Raw genomic sequence first — 19,593 nt, forward strand, 5'->3', positions numbered from 1 at the left:
TAGCTTTTTCGCTTTTCATTTTATATTATTGAATATATTTTACGGTTTATAGCAAACAGTTTTACAATTTAGTGATTTCGTCGTCTGCTTTATCCGATTATTTTCTTTTTGAAAGTACTTCGTCAATAAAAACACGGCGGCTTACTGCTTCATAACTTTCTGTTTCTCCCAGTTCCACCAGATTATCTCCCTGTGAAGTTCTCATCGAGTAGTTGGCAAGATTACCGGTTCTCTTACAAATAGCATGCACTTTTGTAACATACTCTGCAGTCGCCATCAAATTGGGCATTGGTCCAAATGGACGACCCAAAAAATCCATATCCAATCCTGCAATAACTACTCTGATACCACTATTGGCAAGCTGGTTGGCAACATCAACAATGCTTTCATCAAAAAACTGAGCTTCATCAATGGCTACTACATCACAATTGGAAGCCAGCAGAAGAATTTCATTGGGGTTTTCTACTGCTGTACTGCGGATTTTATTCTGATTATGAGATACTACATCCTCTTCAGAATACCGTACATCCATTTTTGGTTTAAAAATTTCCACATTCTGTCCTGCCATTTCCGCTCTTCGCAATCTGCGGATAAGTTCCTCGGTTTTACCGGAAAACATAGAGCCACAAATCACTTCCATCCAACCACTTTGTTTGGAATGATTAATTGTATTTTCTAAAAACATTTGTTAAATTAGCCGTATATTTTTAACATCAAAAGTAAGCAATTTTAATAAGAATCTTATTATGCAGAATATCCAAGATTTAAAGGAAAAGATTTTTTTTGAATCCATGAATATCATTGATAATCTGGACAAAATAAGCAATATAGACGAATTACTTTCCAAGCAAGATCTTGTAGATGAGCTTGCTAACAGGATTTCTTTTTTGAAACTGCTGGAAAAAAATATTGAATACTTCGTAGCAGACAATCCGGAGCAGAATCCGGACCATCATTATGTCTCTTTTGTTTCAGGAGAAACAGATCATCATGATACCGGAAACGAAGTGACGGAGGAGGAAGCAATTTTCAATAATGAACTGAACGAAATTGATGAAAATGAAGTTTTTTCAGACGAACCTGATGAAGAAGCTGTTTTCAACAATCAGCTGAATGAAATTGTTGAAAATGAATTCCATGAAAATATTGTAAGCTTTGTAGAAGAAAACAAGGAAGAAAAATTACCGGAAAATATTCAGGAAGAGACTCCAGAATATGAACCCCTTGAAGAAGAGGCTGTTTTTAATAATCAGCTGAATGAAATTGATGAAAATGAAATTTCAGAGGAACAGAGAGCAGTTTTGAGCTTTGTAGATGAAGATAAAATTCTTGCAGATTCTACACCGGATTCGGATGAAGATCTTAACGAAGATCTGTTTTATAATGAAGTCACAGAGGAAGAAGCTGTTTTCACTAATCAGCTCAATGAAATAGAAGAACAGGAAGATGAAATTATTGTGACGAAATCTGAAAAAGAAACGGATTCTGTTGTAGTAAATGATGTAAAATCTTCTGTAACGGAAACAATTCCGAGCATTTTTGATACAGAAACGCTGGATGATGAAATACTGATTGAAGAAAACGAAGAACAATTTGTGGCTTCAAACATTTCCATAGAGCAGGGGGAAATGGCTACAGAAACTTCCAATGTGGAAAATATTCTGAGTGAGATCAAAAATGACCACTCTGAAGAACCTGCAAAAGAAGAAAGTATTCTGGCTGAAGTATATGATCGCAGAAAGATTGTCGAAATCGACAAGCCTGTTACTGAAAAAACAGATAAACATCGTTCCGATGAAAGCTTCGAAAATTTAGAAGAATACCATCGGGAGAAAAAAATAAAATTAGCCAATATCAAAGGAATGAAGGCTGTTCAGTCACTTTTTGATGACGACCACCTGGAACTTTCCAAGGAAGAAAAAACAGCTCCTGTTGTTAAAGAAGATACAGGAAGTATTCTGAAATCCAATATTCCAACCCAATTCATGGAAGCAGACAAGCTGAAACCTGAATTTAAACTGGATCTGAATGACAGACTTGCCTTTACAAAGATGCTTTTTGAGGGAAGCCAGGCAGATCTGAACGATACTGTTTATCAGCTGAATCAATTCAGAACACTGGAAGAAGCCAAAGAATACCTTAGTGATCTGTACTATGACAGAAAATGGAATAAGGTGGATGAATATGCACAGAGACTTTGGATATTGGTGGAAAACAAATTCTTATAATTTTGAGCGGAATCCTATATTTTGTTCCCACACCCGTTGGGAATCTGGAAGATATGACATTCAGGGCAGTAAATGTTCTGAAAGAAGTAGATTATATTTTATGTGAAGACACCAGAACTTCAGGAATACTTTTAAAACATTTTGAGATCTCCAAGCCTTTAAAGTCCTATCATTTACACAATGAGCATCAGGCAACGGAGAAAGTGATTACAGATCTTAAAAATGGTGAGAATATCGCTATTATTACCGATGCGGGAACACCTGGTATTTCAGATCCCGGATATTTGCTGGCCAAAGCAGGAGCAGATAATAATATTGACATGATTTGCCTTCCCGGAGCTACGGCGCTCATTCCGGCACTTGTGGTTTCGGGGCTTCCTAATAATGAATTTCTATTCGCAGGATTTCTGCCGCAGAAAAAAGGAAGACAAACCAAACTGAAGCAGCTTGCAGAAGAAAAAAAGACCATCGTTTTGTACGAGAGCCCTCATAAGATTAATACCACTCTGGAACAGATCAAAGAATTCTTCGGAGAAGAAACCAAGGTAAGCTTAAGCCGTGAGATTTCTAAGAAATTTGAAGAAACTAAAAGAGGGACAATCAATGAATTAATTGAGTTCTCCAAGAGTAAAACTTTAAAAGGAGAGATCGTTCTTATTGTCAATAATTCTATTTAATTTTCTTTGAAAAAATTAGTTTTTGTATTGTTTTCTGTAGTCTGTACAGCACAGACTAACCAATATATGAAGGTGATCCTGTCGAAAAAAACAGGGAAGGAGATCAGTTCTTATTCGGAAGGATATGGAACATTCTATGATACTGGTTACAAGAAACAGGGAATTGTAGATTCTTTAGGAACGGTTACATTTGAATCCCCTTACAAAGGAGGTATTCTGCATGTCTTTAAAAACCGGTTTATTCTATATTCTGAGGAAGGAAATAGCAGAAAATCAGCTGTTATTGACGAAAAAGGAACAGAACTTATTCCTCTCAACGATCAGGAATTTAATACCCCATGGTGGAGTGAAGATTGTATCATCTCATCAAAACAGAATTCAGAAGCTGTTTATGATTTTAACGGAAAGGAAATCATTCCTTATGCTGAAAAGATTCGTTTTTCAGGGAACAACAGACTCTTGGTTTTAAAAGATAAAAAATGGTTTCTGTACGACCTTAAAGGAAAGCAACTCAGCAATCGCGAATTTAAAGAAAACTATAGCTTGTATGAGGGTAGAGCATTGATCATCAATGAAGACAATGAAAAAGAAATCATTGGAAATAACGGAGAGACTCTGCATAAATTTTCAAAACAAGTGGTAAATATCAATGCCTATCCTTATCTGGTTACCCAAAATAAGGCTACAGGAAAATATGGTTTGATTGATGCTGATGGAAAAACAATTGCTGAAGAAATCTATAATGATATCACCCCGGAATACTTTGGTAAAAAAGAGTATATCTACCTTACAAAAAACGGAAAGACAACAGTTTTCAGCAAAAAAGACAAGAAGCTGTATGTGCAGACTTTTAAATATCTAAATCCTTTATTGAATAATTATTTTGGTGTCTACAATGATAAGGTAAAGAAATCAGGAATTATAGATCTGGAAGGAAATGTTATTCTTCCACTGGAATATGATTTCATCAGAAGTTTTACCATTTCTGGGAAAGACTTTATTTACCTTAAAAAAGGAAATGAAGAGAAGTTTCTCGATAAAGATCTTAAAAATATTGTGGGTGACGGTGTCCGGATCTTAGGTTTTTATCCTGATAATCTTATTGTTGGAAAAGATAATCGTTACTACAGATTTTCAGTGAAAGATCAGTCATTATCTGAGTTGAAAAATATCAGCCAGATAAAAAATGAAGATGTTGACTATTTTAATCCTCTCAATCAATATTCAAAACCTTTGGTCTGCAGAAACACAGACAACTTTTATGGAGTCCTGGATGGGAAGGGAACAGAAATTGTACCGTTTGTATACGAAGATATTATAACATTCGGAAATGCTGAAAACGAAATTGTCGTTAAAAAAGAAGGAAAATTTGGAGTTTCCAATTTTCAGAATGAGCCTTTGAAAGACATTATTTATGATAAATACTTTTGGCAGAAAGAGGTATTAAGACTGGATAAGAGTAAAAAAACAGACTTTATTTATTTCACCAGATTCAGAAATAATTTTGGTCAACTTTAATGAAAATCCTGATAATCATCAAAAAAATAGTAGTATTTTGACAATTTAAATGGGTTGAATAACATTTTATAATATCTTTGCAAACCGTTTAATTCCGGAAAGGAATTGTAGAAACATGAAGAGGCAGCTGTCACAAGCTGAACGAGTTATAAAAAGAAAATAATTGTCAATAGATATGAAAATATTAGAAGGAAAGGTAGCACTAATTACCGGAGCTACAAGAGGAATCGGTAAAGGTATCGCTGAAATGTTTGCTCAGCAAGGGGCAAAAGTAGCATTTACCTACGCCGGCTCTGTAGACAAAGCAAAAGAATTAGAAGCAGCTTTAAGTTCTGTAACCCAAATCAAGGGATATCAGTCTGACGCATCAGATTATGATGCAGCTCAGAAATTGGTGGAGGAAGTAATGGCAGAGTTCGGGCAGATTGATATTTTGGTAAACAATGCAGGGATTACAAAAGATAACCTGTTATTGAGAATGTCCAAAGAAGATTGGGATAAAGTAATCAAAGTAAATTTAGATTCAGTTTTCAACCTTACAAAAGCGGTAATCAAGCCGATGATGAAGGCAAGATCAGGATCTATCATCAATATGACTTCTGTAGTAGGTGTGAAGGGTAATGCCGGACAGGCCAACTATGCAGCTTCTAAAGCCGGGGTGATCGGATTTACAAAATCTGTAGCACTGGAGTTAGGATCAAGAAATATCAGATGTAATGCAATTGCACCTGGATTTATCGAAACGGAAATGACTGCTGTTCTGGATGAAAAAACAGTTCAGGGATGGAGAGAAGAAATTCCAATGAAGAGAGGAGGACAGCCTGCAGATATCGCCAATGCATGTGTATTCTTAGGCAGCGAAATGTCGGCATACATTACCGGACAGACATTAAACGTTGACGGCGGAATGTTAACATAAAAAATGAAAAGACCACAGAATATAGTATTATTCTTGTCCGTTTTACTAATCATCGGTCTGGCATACATTAGTCTCTTTAATGTATACCAGACCGATGATTATTTTTGTTCCTATGCCACCAGAAAACTTGGGCTGTTACAATGTTTTACGGATACCTATACAACATGGGGCGGAAGGTATTTTGGATATTCTATAAATATGTTTAATCCTGTCTTTTATGACAGTAAAAATATTGTTCCGAAAATCTATCCTGTTTTTTTAATGCTCTCCTTTATTGGAGTTTCCGCAGTAAACTTGAAAGAATATTTCAATTATTCTTTCAAAGAGTCTATTAAGAAAGGCTTCCTTTTGTTTTTCTTTTATACCATGCTTCTGGTAAGTCTGCCTGAGCATTACTTCTGGATTACAGGTTCCAATATCTATTTCGTTCCTGTCATTTTAGCGGGTATTTTACTCTATTTTATTAAAAAAAATAAAGATAAAGGAGAGAATATCTGGTTTTCTCTTTCTCTACTACTTATTATACTGCTGATGGGTTCCAATGAAATTCTAGCATTGATTGTATGGGGAATTCTGTTGGTGACTTATTATCAGAAACGCAATAAGAAAAATCTGACATTGATATTGACTGCAAGCGTCTTTTTATTGGTAAGTTTTCTTGCACCTGGGAACTTCAACAGAATGGGGGAAAGCGAACAAGGAATTATAAAATGGGTAAAAAGAATAGGCCTTTTTGGAGCTAATACACTCTATGTTGCTGCCAAAGTTCTATTATTACTCCCATTATTTATGATGGTTTTTGAAGAAGAACTCAAAAAGATAATGAGTCAGATAACCTTTAAAAAAGCTGTTTTATTCTGGGTGGTTTCATTGGTTCCTTTACTATTTACAGGGTATATTCTAACCTCCATTGCAAGGCAATTTGAAAGTATTATCTTCTATTTTCTAATCACTTTATCTCTGATCGTCTTTTTTAAATTTGAAAAAATTAAAAAGTTCTGGTGGATTTCCCTTTTCATTATTTTCCTTCCTGAGCCCAAAGTTTTCCCAGAGAAATATTCTTATTTTAACATTGATCTTAATGGTGAAAATATAGTTATGGAGCTTCTGACTACAGATCTTAAGGAATATGAAAGAGAGATGAATGAAAGAGTTGATATAATTAAAAACTCTTCTCAGGATTCTGTGGTGGTAGATAAAATAAAAGAAATTCCAAGAATTTTACATATGGATGAAATGGCTTCTGTAAAAGAGGAAAAAACCTATGTAAATGATCAGCTTGAAAAATATTTCAATAAAAAATACATCAGAACAAAAGAATAAATAAAGGCTTTAGATAATCAATCTAAAGCCTTTTGTTGTATTTTTAGTCCTTAAAAACCTGGTTTTCCTGTTCCTGAACCCTGATAAAAGTAGTTCTTTTGGAAAGTTCTTTAAGCTTTGAGGCACCTACGTAAGTACAAGTAGATCGTACACCTCCCAAAATATCCTTTACCGTTTCTGAAACAGGCCCCTTATAAGCCACTTTTACTGTTTTTCCTTCAGAAGCACGATATTCTGCCACACCTCCGGAATGTTTATCCATGGCTGTTTTAGAACTCATTCCATAAAAAAGGCGGTATTTTTTACCGTTTTCTTCAATCATTTCGCCACCACTTTCATCATGCCCGGCAAACATTCCGCCCAGCATTACGAAATCTGCACCGCCGCCGAAAGCTTTTGCTACATCACCGGGAACTTTGCATCCGCCGTCAGCAATGATATGCCCTCCCAAACCGTGAGCAGCATCTGCACACTCAATAATCGCAGAAAGTTGAGGATATCCCACTCCTGTTTTTACTCTGGTCGTACACACAGATCCAGGTCCAATACCTACTTTTATGATATCTGCACCTACCAGAAGAAGTTCTTCTACCATTTCTCCGGTAACCACATTTCCTGCTATAATAATTTTATCCGGGAAATTGGCTCTTGCTTTCTTCACAAATTCAACGAAATGCTCAGAATAACCATTGGCTACATCTATACAGAGAAACCCAATTTTTGGGTGCTTATCGAGGATCTGTTTTATTTTCTCTTCATCAGCTTTTCCGGTTCCGGTACTCAGTGCAATATACTGATGAATACTTTCAGGCTGGCTGTTGAGAAACTTGCTCCATTCCTCAGGAGTATAATGCTTATGAACCGCGGTAATAATTTTCTCCTTGGCCAGTTCCACTGCCATTTCAAAAGTTCCTACCGTATCCATATTGGCTGCAATTACAGGGACTCCTGTCCATCTTTTCCTGGTATGTTTAAAGGTAAATTCTCTCAGTAAATCAACTTCCGAACGGGATTTCAAAGTAGAACGCTTAGGGCGGAACATTACATCCTTGAACCCCAGTTTTATGTCATATTCTATACGCATTTTGTAATTATTTGTCAGAATAAAGGTAGTGAATAATATGAAATAGTGTATTTTTGAAACAATGGATTTTCCTGTAACATTTCATATTTTCGGCAAAACAATCCTTGCGCATCCGCTTTTTGAGGCTGCCGGAATGTTTTTGGGCATGAGATATTATTTTTATCTGAAACGTAAGTCTAAGGAAAAACTTTCCTTCAATACTTCTGCGGCAGTTTTAATTGGTGCTACTGCCGGAGCTTTGATAGGTTCCAAGCTGATCGGTAATCTTGAAAATCCTTATGCATTATTTGAAAATTTTTCCTTCAGAAAGGTCTGGTCAAACAATACTATTGTAGGAGGACTGGCTTTTGGTTTATTGGGAGTAGAGCTGGCAAAAAAGATTGTACATCATAAAGAAAGTACGGGAGATCTTATTGTTTTTCCCCTGATATTGGCCATGATTATAGGCAGAATAGGATGTTTTCTTACAGGGGTTTATGAAGAAACGTATGGTATTCCTACTGATTCTGTTTTTGGAATGTATTTGGGGGACCAATATCTCAGACATCCTGTTGCCTTGTATGAAATAGCCTTTTTACTTCTTCTGTGGATGGGATTAAAATATATTCAGAATCGTAAAAAATACCCTTCCGGTTTTATTTTTCAGCTGTTTATGCTCAGCTATTTTACATTCAGATTCCTTTTGGATTTTATAAAACCAAGAATAGAAATCATTGGAAATATAGGTACAATTCAAATGGTGTGTATCTGTGTAATTATTTACTACATTTATAAAATCAAAAATACCGGATCTTTATATTTAAAATATTCAAGATGAAAACATTAACTATTTTAGAAGGCAATCTCAATCTGGCTGGGGTAGTGATAATGATTATTGGTGCAATTATTTTGGCTGCACTGGTTTTTTCCCTCATAGTCGCTTTTATTACAAAACTTATTTATGAAAGGAAAGGAGACCAAAAATTCACCAGAAAACAATTTATTCAGACCATGCTGATCTCTCTTCTGATCTGTGGATTAATCAGCGGTTATATTTGCGGAGGACTTTAAAAAAATTGCTATGCCAGTAAGAAATTATACCTATTACGATTATACAATCAGCCTTTGCCCGGAATGTCTTAAAAGGGTAGGAGCCAAAATCATTATTGAGGACGAAACTGTTTTTATGACTAAAAGATGTCCGGATCATGGATTTTTTAAAACAAAAATAGCTTCCGACGTACAGTATTATAAAAATATAAGAAACTATAATAAGGCCTCTGAAATGCCCTTTCATTTCGGAACCGATGTGGAATATGGATGTCCTTATGATTGTGGATTATGTGTAGACCATGAACAGCACAGCTGTCTTTCTATCGTAGAAGTTACAGACCGTTGTAATCTGACCTGTCCAACCTGCTATGCAATGTCCTCACCCCACTATGGAAGTCACAGAAGCCTGGAAGAAATTGAGGCTATGTTTGATGTTATTGTAAAAAATGAAGGGGAACCAGACGTGGTGCAGATCAGTGGAGGAGAACCTACAATCCATCCGGAATTTTTCAAAATTATGGATATTGCCAAATCAAAACCGATCAAACATCTGATGCTGAACACCAACGGAATTAGAATAGCCAATGATCCGGGATTTGCTGAACGATTGGCGACCTATGCTCCCGAGTTTGAAATTTACCTTCAGTTTGATTCATTTAAACCTGAAGTCCTGGAAGATTTCAGAGGGAAGGATCTTACCGCGGTCAGAATGAAAGCATTGGAAAAACTCAATGAGCTTAACCTTTCTACGACACTGGTTATTGTTCTTCAAAAAGATAAAAATATTGATGAAATTGGAAAAATTATAGAATTTGCCCTAAAACAGAAGTGCGTAAGAGGAATTACCTTTCAGCCGGTTGAAATTGCCGGAAGAAACCGGGAAGATTCTGCTCATGAAAAAATTACCTTAACTGAAGTAAGACAGGAAATTATCAATCAGTTTCCGTTATTAAATTCTGATGATATTATTCCCGTTCCATGTAATCCGGATGCTCTTGCTATGGGGTATATCTTGAAACTGCAGGGCGAAACAATTCCTTTAACCCGGTATATCAATCCTGCAGATCTTCTGAATAATGAATCAAGGAATACCATTGTTTATGAACAGGATAAAGGATTGCATATGCAGCTGCTGGATATTTTCAGCACCGGAATTTCCGTAGATAAAGTTCAGCCTAAAGTCAATCAGTTACTGTGCTGCCTGCCGGATGTTTGTGCTCCGGATCTCGATTATGATAACCTTTTCAGAATAATTATCATGAACTTTATGGATGCTCATGATTTTGATGTAAGAGCGGTGAAGAAGTCGTGCGTACATATTGTCAATAAAGACCTGAAGCTAATACCTTTTGAAACCATGAACCTCTTTTACAGAGATGAAAAAAAGGCTTATCTGGAAGAACTCAGGAAAGAAGATAAAGTTTTATTTTAGCCATATAAAAAGCAAAGCGTGAAATGAAATTTCACGCTTTTATTATTTTCTTGTTATTTTACTTCTTTTACATCTTCAAAAGTCATCACTTCTTCCAATGTTTTCATGTATTCATAAGCTGTAAGGTCAAACTTTACCGGAACAATAGAAATATATCCATTGGCCAATGCTGTTTCATCAGCATCTTCAGAATCATCCATATTGTTGAAATAACCTGTCAGCCAGTAATATTTTTTACCATGAGGATTTACTCTCTCATCAAAGCTTTCTTCCCATTTGGCATTGGCCTGTTTACAGACTTTTACTCCTTTAATCTCTTCCGCCGGAAGTTTAGGAATATTTACGTTCAGTACAACTCCTTTTGGCATTGGGTTTTCCAATGTTCTTCTTACAATATTCTGAATAAATTCTTTAGCCTGAGTGAAATCTGCTTCCCAGCTGAAATCCAGTAATGAGAATCCAATGGCAGGAATTCCTTCTACACCTGCTTCTACTGCAGCCGACATGGTCCCTGAATAGATTACATTGATAGAAGAATTTGCCCCGTGATTGATTCCTGAAACCACAATATCGGGTCTTCTGGTCAGGATTTTATCAAGAGCCATTTTTACACAGTCAACAGGAGTTCCGCTACAGGAAAAATCTGTCTGCGGGCCATCCAGAGTAACTTCTTCGTAGCTTAGGGTAGAATTAATGGTAATAGCGTGGCCTTTTCCACTTTGAGGAGAATTGGGGGCAACAACCACTACTTCTCCGATTTCATTCATAAAATTTACAAGATTTCTGATACCAGGAGCTGTAATTCCGTCGTCATTAGTCACCAGAATAAGTGGTCTTTCCATAAATTATCTTTAATTTTTTATTTAAACAGAGTGAGTTTGTTCATTTTCAGAATTGAACAAATAGATTTTCAACACATCAAATGTAGGTAAAAATCAGACGCCATAAAATACCAGATTGGGATTGGCTGTTGTGAAATAGAAATAAAATCCTTCTGCTTTTGCTTCAGAGATTGAAAGATCAATGCACCGATAAAGAAAAATGCCAGAAGCAGAATATCTGACTAAAATGAAGGAATTTTAATATGAATTTTAGTTCATCAAACTCAGAATTTTACAGGTGCCTCCCATGAAAATCTCTTGTTATCCTGTGAAGAACACCTGTAAAGCCTGATAATTTTAATGTTAAGTGGTCGTACAAAATAATAAACTAGTCGAGAGGTTTTCTACCGGAAATGATATTATAAAGAATAACAATAATAGCAATAACCAGTAAAACGTGAATTAAATAACCTGTGCTCATTCCGGGAACGACTCCTAGCATTCCCAATAGCCAAACAACGATGCAGATGACTGCTACTAACCATAATAAACTTTTCATGACTTAATATTTTGAATTTGTATGGTTAATTCTCTGCATATTTTATGCCTTTATGGCTAAAAATTGATTTTTGTGGTATGTGTTTTCTGTTTTTAGATTAAAAATTAAAAATTTAGGTGTGTTTGAAAAAAAGGATTGATCTGTATCACTTTATAACGAAACTGTCTGATAATAGGAAATGGCTCATACTGTCCTGATTATTTGTAAATCTCTTTAAATAAAAATGATCAAAACTGTCGATATTTGTAAATAAGGTATTAAATTTGATCATTTGTAACAGTACCAAACTTACTGCTACTAATTACTATACTTATTTTAAAAAAATTAATAAATAAAGACAGTTTATGTGGAAAAATTTCAAACTGAATAAATTTTTACTCCTTATTCCATTAACCAGTCTAATGTTTTGTTTCAACTCGCCACAGAATGACGATGAAAAGATGCAGACAATAATGGTGAGCGTAAAAAACACACTTTCTTATCTGCATTATAGCCCGAAATCTATCAATGATGCCTATTCGAAGGACGTTTATAAGCATTATTTCGAATTGGTAGATCCAGCGAAAAGATATTTTCTGCAATCTGATATGGATGAATTCAGCAAGCATGAAACAAAGCTTGATGACTATATCGGACAAGGTGATCTTACATTCTATAAGCTTACCATTGACAGACTTTACCAGAGAGTGGATGAGATTGATAAAATCACACAGGATATCTTCAGCAAGCCCATCAATCTTCAGGAAGATGAAACGCTTACTCTTGAACCCAAACTAAAAAAAGTACCTGCCAACAAACAGGAACAGTATAATGAGTGGAAAAAATTCATCAAATACAACATCCTCCAGGAAGTTGAGTCGATGAACAGCAAGGAAGAAGCTCAGAAAGAAAAGAAAGACTCTGTTCAGAAATACAAACTGAAAGATACGATCAAGTTTAAGCCACTTACTCAGGACGAGAAGATCAAAAAAGCGACTGATGAGGTAAAAGACCTTGTAAAAGATACTTTCACGAGATTCAAAAAGAGAAAGAAAATGGATTGGTTTACCGTGTATATGAATGCGTATACTGAAGTATTTGATCCGCACACCAACTATTATTCTCCAAAAGATAAAGAAGATTTTGATACCCAGTTCACCGGAAAAGTAATTGGTATCGGAGCCCTGATCCAGGAGAAAAAAGGAAACCTTTACTTAGGAGCGCTTACCATTGGTGCACCGGCATGGAAATCCAAGCAGCTTTCAGAAGGAGATAAAATCCTGAAAGTAAGATCAAAGCCGAAAGAAGATGCTGTAAATGTGGTAGGAATGCTTTCTGATGAAGCGGTAAGACTGATCAGAGGTGAAAAAGGAACTCCGGTAACCTTAACTGTTCAGAAAAAAGATGGTTCCATTAAAGATGTAACCATGATCCGTGAAGAAGTTGCTATCGAAGATACATTTGCAAGAAGTATTGTAGTGAATGCTCCAAATGGTAAGAAATACGGTTTCATCAACCTGCCAAGCTTTAATGCTGATTTTGAAAACGCCAAAGGAAGAAATGCTTCTGATGATATCAAAAATGAAATCATTAAGCTTAAAGAACAGAACATTCAGGGAATCATTCTTGACCTTAGAAATAATGGTGGAGGTTCTTTAACTGAAGTAGGCGATATTATGGGACTTTTCATGGAAGCTGGTCCTTATGTTCAGGTAAAAGACGGAAACGGAAAAATACAGACACTTAAGAACAAAAATGAAACTCCAATCTGGACAGGTCCGTTGGTTATCATGCAAAACGAACTTTCGGCTTCAGCTTCAGAAATTCTTGCAGGAGTAATGCAGGATTATGGTAGAGCGATGATTATCGGATCTCCACAATCTTTCGGAAAAGGAACTGTTCAGACTTTTGTGGATTTGAACAGATTCCTGAATACAGAAGATGATTTCGGATCTTTAAAACTGACGATCCAGAAATTCTACAGAATTACCGGAGAATCTACCCAGAGAAAAGGAATTGTTTCTGATATCCAGATGAAAGACTTCTTTACGTATGCTGAAGTAGGAGAGCGATATGATGATTATGCATTGGCGTGGGATAAAATTCCACCTACAAAATTCCAGAAACTGAACTATTTCAATATCCAGGCTCTGGAGAAGGCAAGTGCAGACAGAATGGCTAAAAACAGCAATTACCAGTTGCTATTAGAATCTGCTCAGTGGAGAGAAAAACTGGATAAAGAAGAAAATATCACATTGAATATTACAAAATTCAATGAGCTGATGAAGAACAGAAAATCTCAGATTGAAAAGTTCAAGGCTTTGACAAAATTTGAAAACGGTCTTCAGTTCATCATGTATCCAAGTGAAATTGAAAGAGAGAAAAAAGATGAAGCTTTCAAGAAAAAATCTGAAATGTGGATCAAGAATCTGAAAAAAGATCTTTACCTGCAGGAAGCAATGAATATTGTATCAGATATGGGAGCTAAATCCTAAACATAAAAAAACCGCTAATTATAAAGATTAGCGGTTTTTTTATTGAATAAAGTAGATTACTTAATTTCTACACATCCCACTCTTCCTCCTGCATTTCCGGTAGGCTGAGTATGGAAATCATCTGCAGCAGCGTGTACAATAAGACCTTTTCCGATAATGTTCTTAGACTCGTCTGTACAGCCCAGACACCATTTGTCTGTCTTGAAAGTCAATGTCGCCGTTCCGTTCTGATCAGCAACCAGGTTTCCTATATCTCCCATATGGAAATGTTCGGCACCCCATTTACCATGATCATTCTTCGAAGGATTCCAGTGGCCGCCAGTAGAAGTTCCGTCTGCAGCTGAGCAGTCTCCTTTTTCATGAATGTGTACGGCATGGATTCCAGGAGTAAGGTTGGTGATGTCAAGCTTCATTGTTACTTCATTTCCATTTTGAGTAAACTTCGCTGTTCCTCCTGTCTGTGTTCCGCTTTTGGCATTTACAGAATAGGTTTTTGTGGTTCCGCATGAAACGGCAAAAACTGCAAATCCCGCCAATAATGCTAATGTTTGTACTTTCATTTGTTAAATGATTTATAGTGATTTTACGATAAATTTAAAAAAGATTTTCCAAAGCGCTTTATGATCTCACTCTTTTTTAAAAAACAGGTTTAAATAATTACTGGCATAAAGCATCTTTTAACTTTAAATTCCAAAATCTTGAGATGAATAATATGTTGTTTAAAAAGAGATGAAAAAAAGCTTTATTTTAGTCGTTAAAAAGTCATTTTAATCAAGCGTTCATAGCTGGAAACCAATAGAAAATGATCATTCTTTATACATTCATTAGCGAAGAAAAACATCAGTCACGTTTAGACCGATACCTGCCTGCTTTTTCTCAGGAGGTTAATCAGAATATCCTGCGATACAGAAGATGGCAGGATGTGCAGCTTTCTTTACTGGGAAAGGTGCTTTTACAATATGGATTAAAGACTTATTATAACATTTCTGAGCCAGAAATAGGAACTCTTCCAAACAAAAAACCTTATTTGAAAGGATGTCAGCTTCATTTTAATATATCGCACTCTAAGGACCTTGTTGTTTGTGCTTTTGCAGAATATCCTTTGGGAATAGATGTGGAATTTAATGATCCTAAGACAAATTATCAGGATTTTGAATTTCAGATGACTGTTAATGAGTTTCAGGAAATTGAGAACTTTGGTGATAAAATGAAAGCCTTTTTTACCTTTTGGACGAGAAAAGAAGCGGTAATAAAAGCCCATGGAGCAGGAATGATGTTACCTTTGGATTCTTTTGAAATCTTGCATAATGAGTGTATTATTGAAGAGGAAAAATTTTTTACCAAAGAGATTTTTATCCATGAAGATTATCACGGTTATATCGCCTCTTCAGATCAAAAAATTAAGGATGTGAACCCTCTTATTAAATACTTTCAAGAGGAAGTTTGAACGTGAAAATAGAAGGATTTTCTGATAATAGCAATAAAAGACAACATAATTCCGCTCCGGAAAAATATCTTTGTGAACTAACAATTTTGAAGTGGAAGAATATAAAAAACGGATTGTAAAAACAATTCAATATATTGATAACCATATTGATACAGATCTTTCTCTGGAAAAAGTTTCAGAGGTAAGTGCCTATTCACCGTTTCATTTTCACAGAATTTTCAAGCTGGTTACAGGAGAAACCCTTCAGAACTATATCATCAGAAAGAAAATAGAGAAAAGTGCTCTTCATCTGGCGGTTCATAAAAATATGGAGATCAAGGAGATCTATTGGGATCTTGGTTTCTCCAATCATTCAGTTTTCTGTAAAACATTCAAAAAATATTACGGTCTCGCACCCACTGAGTTTCGCAGATCGGCTCCGGAAAAATTTCACAGGATTTTACAAATACAAAGCAAGAACGGACAAGTTGAGACGGTTTTCAGCCAATACATTTGCAATATTGAAAACCTGTTAAACTGGACTAAAATGAATTTGAAAATCGAAATAAAAGAAATGCCGGAAATGAATCTGGCATCCATTATGAGCCTTGGAATGGCCAACGTAGAACCTTCTTTTAATATCCTGATAGACTGGGCAAAAAAGAAAAACCTGTTTCCGCGGGAAAATCTTAAAATGATTTCTGTATATCACGACAGCTGTAAAATAACACCTCTCGATAAAGTAAGGATTCACGCCTGTATGCTTTTGGATGAAAAACTGCAGCAACAGGAGGGAGAAGTATTTTCAGAAACGGTAGAAGGCGGAAAGTACATTGTAGGAAGCGGAGAGGTGACATTGGATGATTTTGAACAATGCTGGGTTTCTCTGTTCTTATGGATGAACGAAAACAACTACGCCATGAGAAGAACCTTTCCTTATGAAATCTATCACTCCAATTTTAAAGAACATCCGGATGGGAAGATGATCGTGGATTTTTGCATTCCGGTTCATTAATTACCATTCGGGAGCAAAAGAATGCCTTTCAGTAATAATTTTTTTACAGAAAGGTATTTCTCATGCTATTTTTGATTCCAGAAAACAATAAAAATGAAAACACAAGGACAAAACATACTGTTTCTGATTCTTCTTATCACTTCCATTATGGGATATTCCCAGGTGAAAATATCGGGGAAAGTATCCTTTAAAAACAAAGGAGTCGCCGAAGTAAATGTAACGCTCAAAGACACCTATGATGGGGCTACAACAGATGCTCAGGGTAATTTTACCTTTGAAACTTCAGAAAAAGGAGCTCATACAATTACTTTTACCCACCCGAAATATGAAAATGTAGAAAGATCAGTTTCTATTGAAAATCAAGATATATCTTTGAATATTGATCTTAAAGAACAGATCAGTGAGATTGATGCAGTAGTAGTTTCTGCAGGATCTATTGAAGCCAGTGATAAAAAAAGAGCAACAGCATTACTCACTCCCATTGATATTTATACAACGGCAGGAGCAGACGGACAGATTTCTTCAGCATTGACTTATCTTCCGGGAGTACAGAAAGTAGGAGGAACAGAAGGTTTATTCATCCGTGGAGGTACCGGAACGGAATCTAAAATCTTTATGGACGGAAGTCTTATCAATAATTATTTTTCTAATTCTGTTCCGGGAATAGCGGGGAGAGATCAGTTCAATACTTCACTTTTTAAAGGAAATGTTTTCTCAAGTGGTGGCTATTCTGCATTGTACGGGCAGGCTCTTTCGGGAGCATTGATGCTGGAAAGTGTAGATCTTCCGGAAGAAACCTCCTATAACTTTGGGATTTCACCCATTTTTCTGAGTGCAGGATTTCAAAAGTTAGGAGATAATAAAAACTATTCCTATGGTGCTACAGCAGGATATTCTCTTTTAAGTCTGATGCAGAAGGTCTTAAATTTTAATACAGACTTTGTAGAAGCTCCCCAAGGTCTTAACGGAGATCTGAATTTCAGATTTAAAACAAAATCAGGAGGCTTTTTCAAATATTACGGAATGTTCAATTCCAATAAAATGGGCGTGAGATCAGAAAGTCTTAAACCCGGATCTGATTTCAGTCTGGTAAATCTTAACGGTAAAAATACATTTCACAACCTTTCTTTTAAACAAAAATTCGGAAAATATCTGCTTAATGTGGGCGGTTCTTATTCCTACAATAGATCGGATCTTCATTTTTCAACAGAAACCAATGATATTGAATCCAACAGAAGCCAGCTTCTCACTGACGGAAACTATGTGAACTTCAAAGCAGTTCTTGAAAGAAAGATCAACAGAATCAGTGCTGTAAGAGGAGGAATTGAACTGAATAATACGGATGAAAACCTGAATTTTGAAGCTGTGCAGAAACATTATAAAGACCTGATCTCTTCTGCTTTCGTGGAAACAGATCTTGGCTTCAGCAATGCATTGTCAGCAAAAATAGGGGTGAGAGCAGAGCATTCTTCTTTTTTAGGAAAGGATAATATTGCGCCTCGTTTTGCGATTGCCTACCGTCTTGCAAAAGACTGGACCACTTCATTAGCTTACGGACTTTTTTATCAGAATCCGGAAAGTAAATACATCAATGGACCTGCCAATCTTGGCTTCCAGAAATCCCAGCATTATATTTTCCAGGTTCAGAGAGCTTCAGAGGGCAGAACTTTACGTTTTGAGGCATTTTACAAGAAATATGACCAGTTGATTAAGACGTTCAATATTACCCAGGACAAAGAGCAAAATCAGCAGATTCAGACCGCTTTAAACAATGATGGATACGGATATGCAAAAGGACTGGAGTTTTTCTGGAGAGATAATAAAAAGACATTTGAAAATATCGATTACTGGATCAGCTACTCTTATCTGGATTCAAAAAGAGATTTCCTGAATTATCCGGTAAGCCTGCAGCCGAGTTTTGCAGCAGAACATACCCTTTCAGCAGTCGCAAAAAGATTTATTCCTGAATGGAAGCTTGGGGTCAATTTATCATATACTTACGCAAAAGGACGGCCTTATTATGACATTGCCTCCACATTTAAAGATGGAAAAGCTGTAAATTTTATCAGGAATGAAGGAACACTTAAGGATTACAACGCATTGAATTTCAGCGTCAATTATCTTCCGAATATTGGTAAAAAAGATGCAAAAGCTTTTCCGGTATTTGTATTGAGTATTAGCAATATTTTAGGATCAAAGAATATTTATGGCTATAATTTTTCAGCCAATGGCTCCAGAAGCTCTGCAATTGTTCCGCCTGTCAATACTTTTGTTTTCATAGGAGCGTTTATAAGCTTTGGAGTAGACAAAACAGATGATGCCATCAATAATAATTTATAAAAAACATATCTTAGAACAAACATAACTCACTTTTAAAATTTGATATCATGAAAAAATACCTTTTAAGTTTTGCTTTAGCTTTTGTGAGCTTAACAGCTTTTGCACAGGCAGATTATGACAAAATAATGTCTGAAAAAATAGCCAGAATTGAAACCTGCAAAACCTCAGAAGATTTCCAGGCTCTTGCAAATGATTTCCAGAGAATAGGAAGTAAAGAAAGTACAAAATGGCTTCCGGCTTACTATGCCGCATTTTCTTATATCCAAAAAGGAAGAACCCTGATGAGAGACGGAAAAATGCAGGAACTGGATGGTATTGCAGATCAGGCAGAGAAAAGTCTTTCATTGGCTCAGAACCTTGCAGGAGCAGATAATGCGGAAATTCATCTGTTGAAAAAAATGTCTTATTCTCTCAGAATGATGGTAAATCCTGCCCAGCGTTATATGACAGATGGAGCAAGAGCTGCTGAGGAACTTAATATTGCAGAAAAATTAGACCCGGCAAACCCAAGAATTGCGCTTATCAAAGCAGAAGATGTCTATTTTACTCCCGAACAGTACGGAGGAAGCAAAACCAAAGGATTGGAAATGTTTAAAGATGCTCAGGCAAAGTTTAAAGCCTACAAACCCAAAACAGTTTTGGACCCTAACTGGGGAAAAGGAGAAGCAGACTATTTCTTAAGCTTACCGGCAGAAAAAACAAAATAGCTTTTTCTATATTTCAAATTAATCAACCTTCATTCGTG

General features: G+C 36.0%; 18 protein-coding genes. 13 read left to right on the forward strand and 5 right to left on the reverse strand.

Going from position 1 to position 19,593, the window contains the following annotated elements:
- Window positions 1-97: 97 nt before the first annotated feature.
- The gene (locus PZ898_RS15045; RefSeq protein ID WP_062672824.1) at window positions 98-685 is read right to left on the reverse strand and encodes a thymidine kinase; all 588 of its coding nucleotides are present in this window, start codon (window positions 683-685) and stop codon (window positions 98-100) included.
- A 61-nt stretch (window positions 686-746) separates the two neighbouring features.
- Between PZ898_RS15045 and PZ898_RS15050 the strand changes: the two genes are divergently transcribed.
- The 5 genes from PZ898_RS15050 (at window position 747) to PZ898_RS15070 (ending at window position 6,665) form a co-directional block, all read left to right on the forward strand.
- Entirely contained in the window at window positions 747-2,228 is a 1,482-nt protein-coding gene (locus PZ898_RS15050) for a hypothetical protein (protein WP_277693659.1), read from the forward strand.
- A gap of 2 nt (window positions 2,229-2,230) precedes the next feature.
- A complete protein-coding gene (gene rsmI / locus PZ898_RS15055) occupies window positions 2,231-2,905 on the forward strand; it encodes a 16S rRNA (cytidine(1402)-2'-O)-methyltransferase (protein ID WP_277693660.1) in 675 nt (224 codons plus the stop codon).
- A gap of 6 nt (window positions 2,906-2,911) precedes the next feature.
- A complete protein-coding gene (locus tag PZ898_RS15060; protein WP_277693661.1) occupies window positions 2,912-4,423 on the forward strand; it encodes a WG repeat-containing protein in 1,512 nt (503 codons plus the stop codon).
- A gap of 175 nt (window positions 4,424-4,598) precedes the next feature.
- Complete coding sequence (gene fabG, locus PZ898_RS15065) at window positions 4,599-5,342, forward strand: 3-oxoacyl-[acyl-carrier-protein] reductase (RefSeq protein ID WP_041461954.1); 744 nt, start codon at window positions 4,599-4,601, stop codon at window positions 5,340-5,342.
- 3 nt (window positions 5,343-5,345) lie between these two features.
- Window positions 5,346-6,665 (forward strand): hypothetical protein, encoded by a 1,320-nt coding sequence (locus tag PZ898_RS15070; protein WP_277693662.1) that lies wholly within the window; start codon window positions 5,346-5,348, stop codon window positions 6,663-6,665.
- Between the two features lie 43 nt (window positions 6,666-6,708).
- On the opposite strand, the gene PZ898_RS15075 is transcribed toward PZ898_RS15070, so the two are convergent.
- Window positions 6,709-7,749 carry a GMP reductase gene (locus tag PZ898_RS15075; RefSeq protein ID WP_277693663.1) on the reverse strand — a complete coding sequence of 347 codons (1,041 nt, stop codon included), beginning with the start codon at window positions 7,747-7,749 and terminating at the stop codon, window positions 6,709-6,711.
- A 61-nt stretch (window positions 7,750-7,810) separates the two neighbouring features.
- On the opposite strand from PZ898_RS15075, the gene PZ898_RS15080 reads away from it, so the two are divergent.
- From PZ898_RS15080 to PZ898_RS15090, 3 genes are read left to right on the forward strand one after another with little or no spacing between them, the layout of a single operon-like run.
- Window positions 7,811-8,566 (forward strand): prolipoprotein diacylglyceryl transferase family protein, encoded by a 756-nt coding sequence (locus tag PZ898_RS15080; protein ID WP_062672837.1) that lies wholly within the window; start codon window positions 7,811-7,813, stop codon window positions 8,564-8,566.
- On the forward strand, window positions 8,563-8,799 hold the full coding sequence (locus PZ898_RS15085; protein WP_062672838.1) for a hypothetical protein: 237 nt from the start codon (window positions 8,563-8,565) through the stop codon (window positions 8,797-8,799). Before PZ898_RS15080 ends, PZ898_RS15085 begins: the two co-directional genes overlap by 4 nt.
- 10 nt (window positions 8,800-8,809) lie before the next feature.
- Window positions 8,810-10,213, forward strand: a complete 1,404-nt coding sequence (locus PZ898_RS15090) for a radical SAM protein (RefSeq protein ID WP_120232327.1) — start codon at window positions 8,810-8,812, stop codon at window positions 10,211-10,213.
- 53 nt (window positions 10,214-10,266) lie between these two features.
- On the opposite strand, the gene surE is transcribed toward PZ898_RS15090, so the two are convergent.
- Together surE and PZ898_RS15100 are read right to left on the reverse strand one after the other, a co-directional pair.
- On the reverse strand, window positions 10,267-11,055 hold the full coding sequence (gene surE / locus PZ898_RS15095; RefSeq protein WP_062672842.1) for a 5'/3'-nucleotidase SurE: 789 nt from the start codon (window positions 11,053-11,055) through the stop codon (window positions 10,267-10,269).
- A gap of 367 nt (window positions 11,056-11,422) precedes the next feature.
- The gene (locus tag PZ898_RS15100; RefSeq protein ID WP_110008970.1) at window positions 11,423-11,593 is read right to left on the reverse strand and encodes a lmo0937 family membrane protein; all 171 of its coding nucleotides are present in this window, start codon (window positions 11,591-11,593) and stop codon (window positions 11,423-11,425) included.
- Between the two features lie 344 nt (window positions 11,594-11,937).
- Here PZ898_RS15100 and PZ898_RS15105 point away from each other — a divergent pair, with 344 nt between their 5' ends.
- Window positions 11,938-14,067: a carboxy terminal-processing peptidase gene (locus PZ898_RS15105; RefSeq protein ID WP_120232329.1), complete on the forward strand. Its 2,130-nt coding sequence runs from the start codon at window positions 11,938-11,940 to the stop codon at window positions 14,065-14,067.
- Window positions 14,068-14,123: 56 nt separating this feature from the next.
- On the opposite strand, the gene PZ898_RS15110 is transcribed toward PZ898_RS15105, so the two are convergent.
- Window positions 14,124-14,627: a superoxide dismutase family protein gene (locus tag PZ898_RS15110; RefSeq protein ID WP_062672846.1), complete on the reverse strand. Its 504-nt coding sequence runs from the start codon at window positions 14,625-14,627 to the stop codon at window positions 14,124-14,126.
- 242 nt (window positions 14,628-14,869) lie between these two features.
- Between PZ898_RS15110 and PZ898_RS15115 the strand changes: the two genes are divergently transcribed.
- The 4 genes from PZ898_RS15115 (at window position 14,870) to PZ898_RS15130 (ending at window position 19,555) form a co-directional block, all read left to right on the forward strand.
- Window positions 14,870-15,514, forward strand: a complete 645-nt coding sequence (locus PZ898_RS15115) for a 4'-phosphopantetheinyl transferase superfamily protein (protein WP_277693664.1) — start codon at window positions 14,870-14,872, stop codon at window positions 15,512-15,514.
- Window positions 15,515-15,605: 91 nt separating this feature from the next.
- Window positions 15,606-16,508 (forward strand): AraC family transcriptional regulator, encoded by a 903-nt coding sequence (locus PZ898_RS15120; RefSeq protein WP_277693665.1) that lies wholly within the window; start codon window positions 15,606-15,608, stop codon window positions 16,506-16,508.
- 93 nt (window positions 16,509-16,601) lie between these two features.
- Complete coding sequence (locus tag PZ898_RS15125) at window positions 16,602-18,848, forward strand: TonB-dependent receptor (protein ID WP_277693666.1); 2,247 nt, start codon at window positions 16,602-16,604, stop codon at window positions 18,846-18,848.
- Window positions 18,849-18,895: 47 nt separating this feature from the next.
- Window positions 18,896-19,555: a hypothetical protein gene (locus PZ898_RS15130; RefSeq protein ID WP_277693667.1), complete on the forward strand. Its 660-nt coding sequence runs from the start codon at window positions 18,896-18,898 to the stop codon at window positions 19,553-19,555.
- The last annotated feature ends 38 nt before the right edge of the window (window positions 19,556-19,593 follow it).

This window comes from Chryseobacterium sp. WX (genome assembly GCF_029542485.1).
Taxonomy (GTDB): Bacteria; Bacteroidota; Bacteroidia; order Flavobacteriales; family Weeksellaceae; genus Chryseobacterium; species Chryseobacterium cucumeris.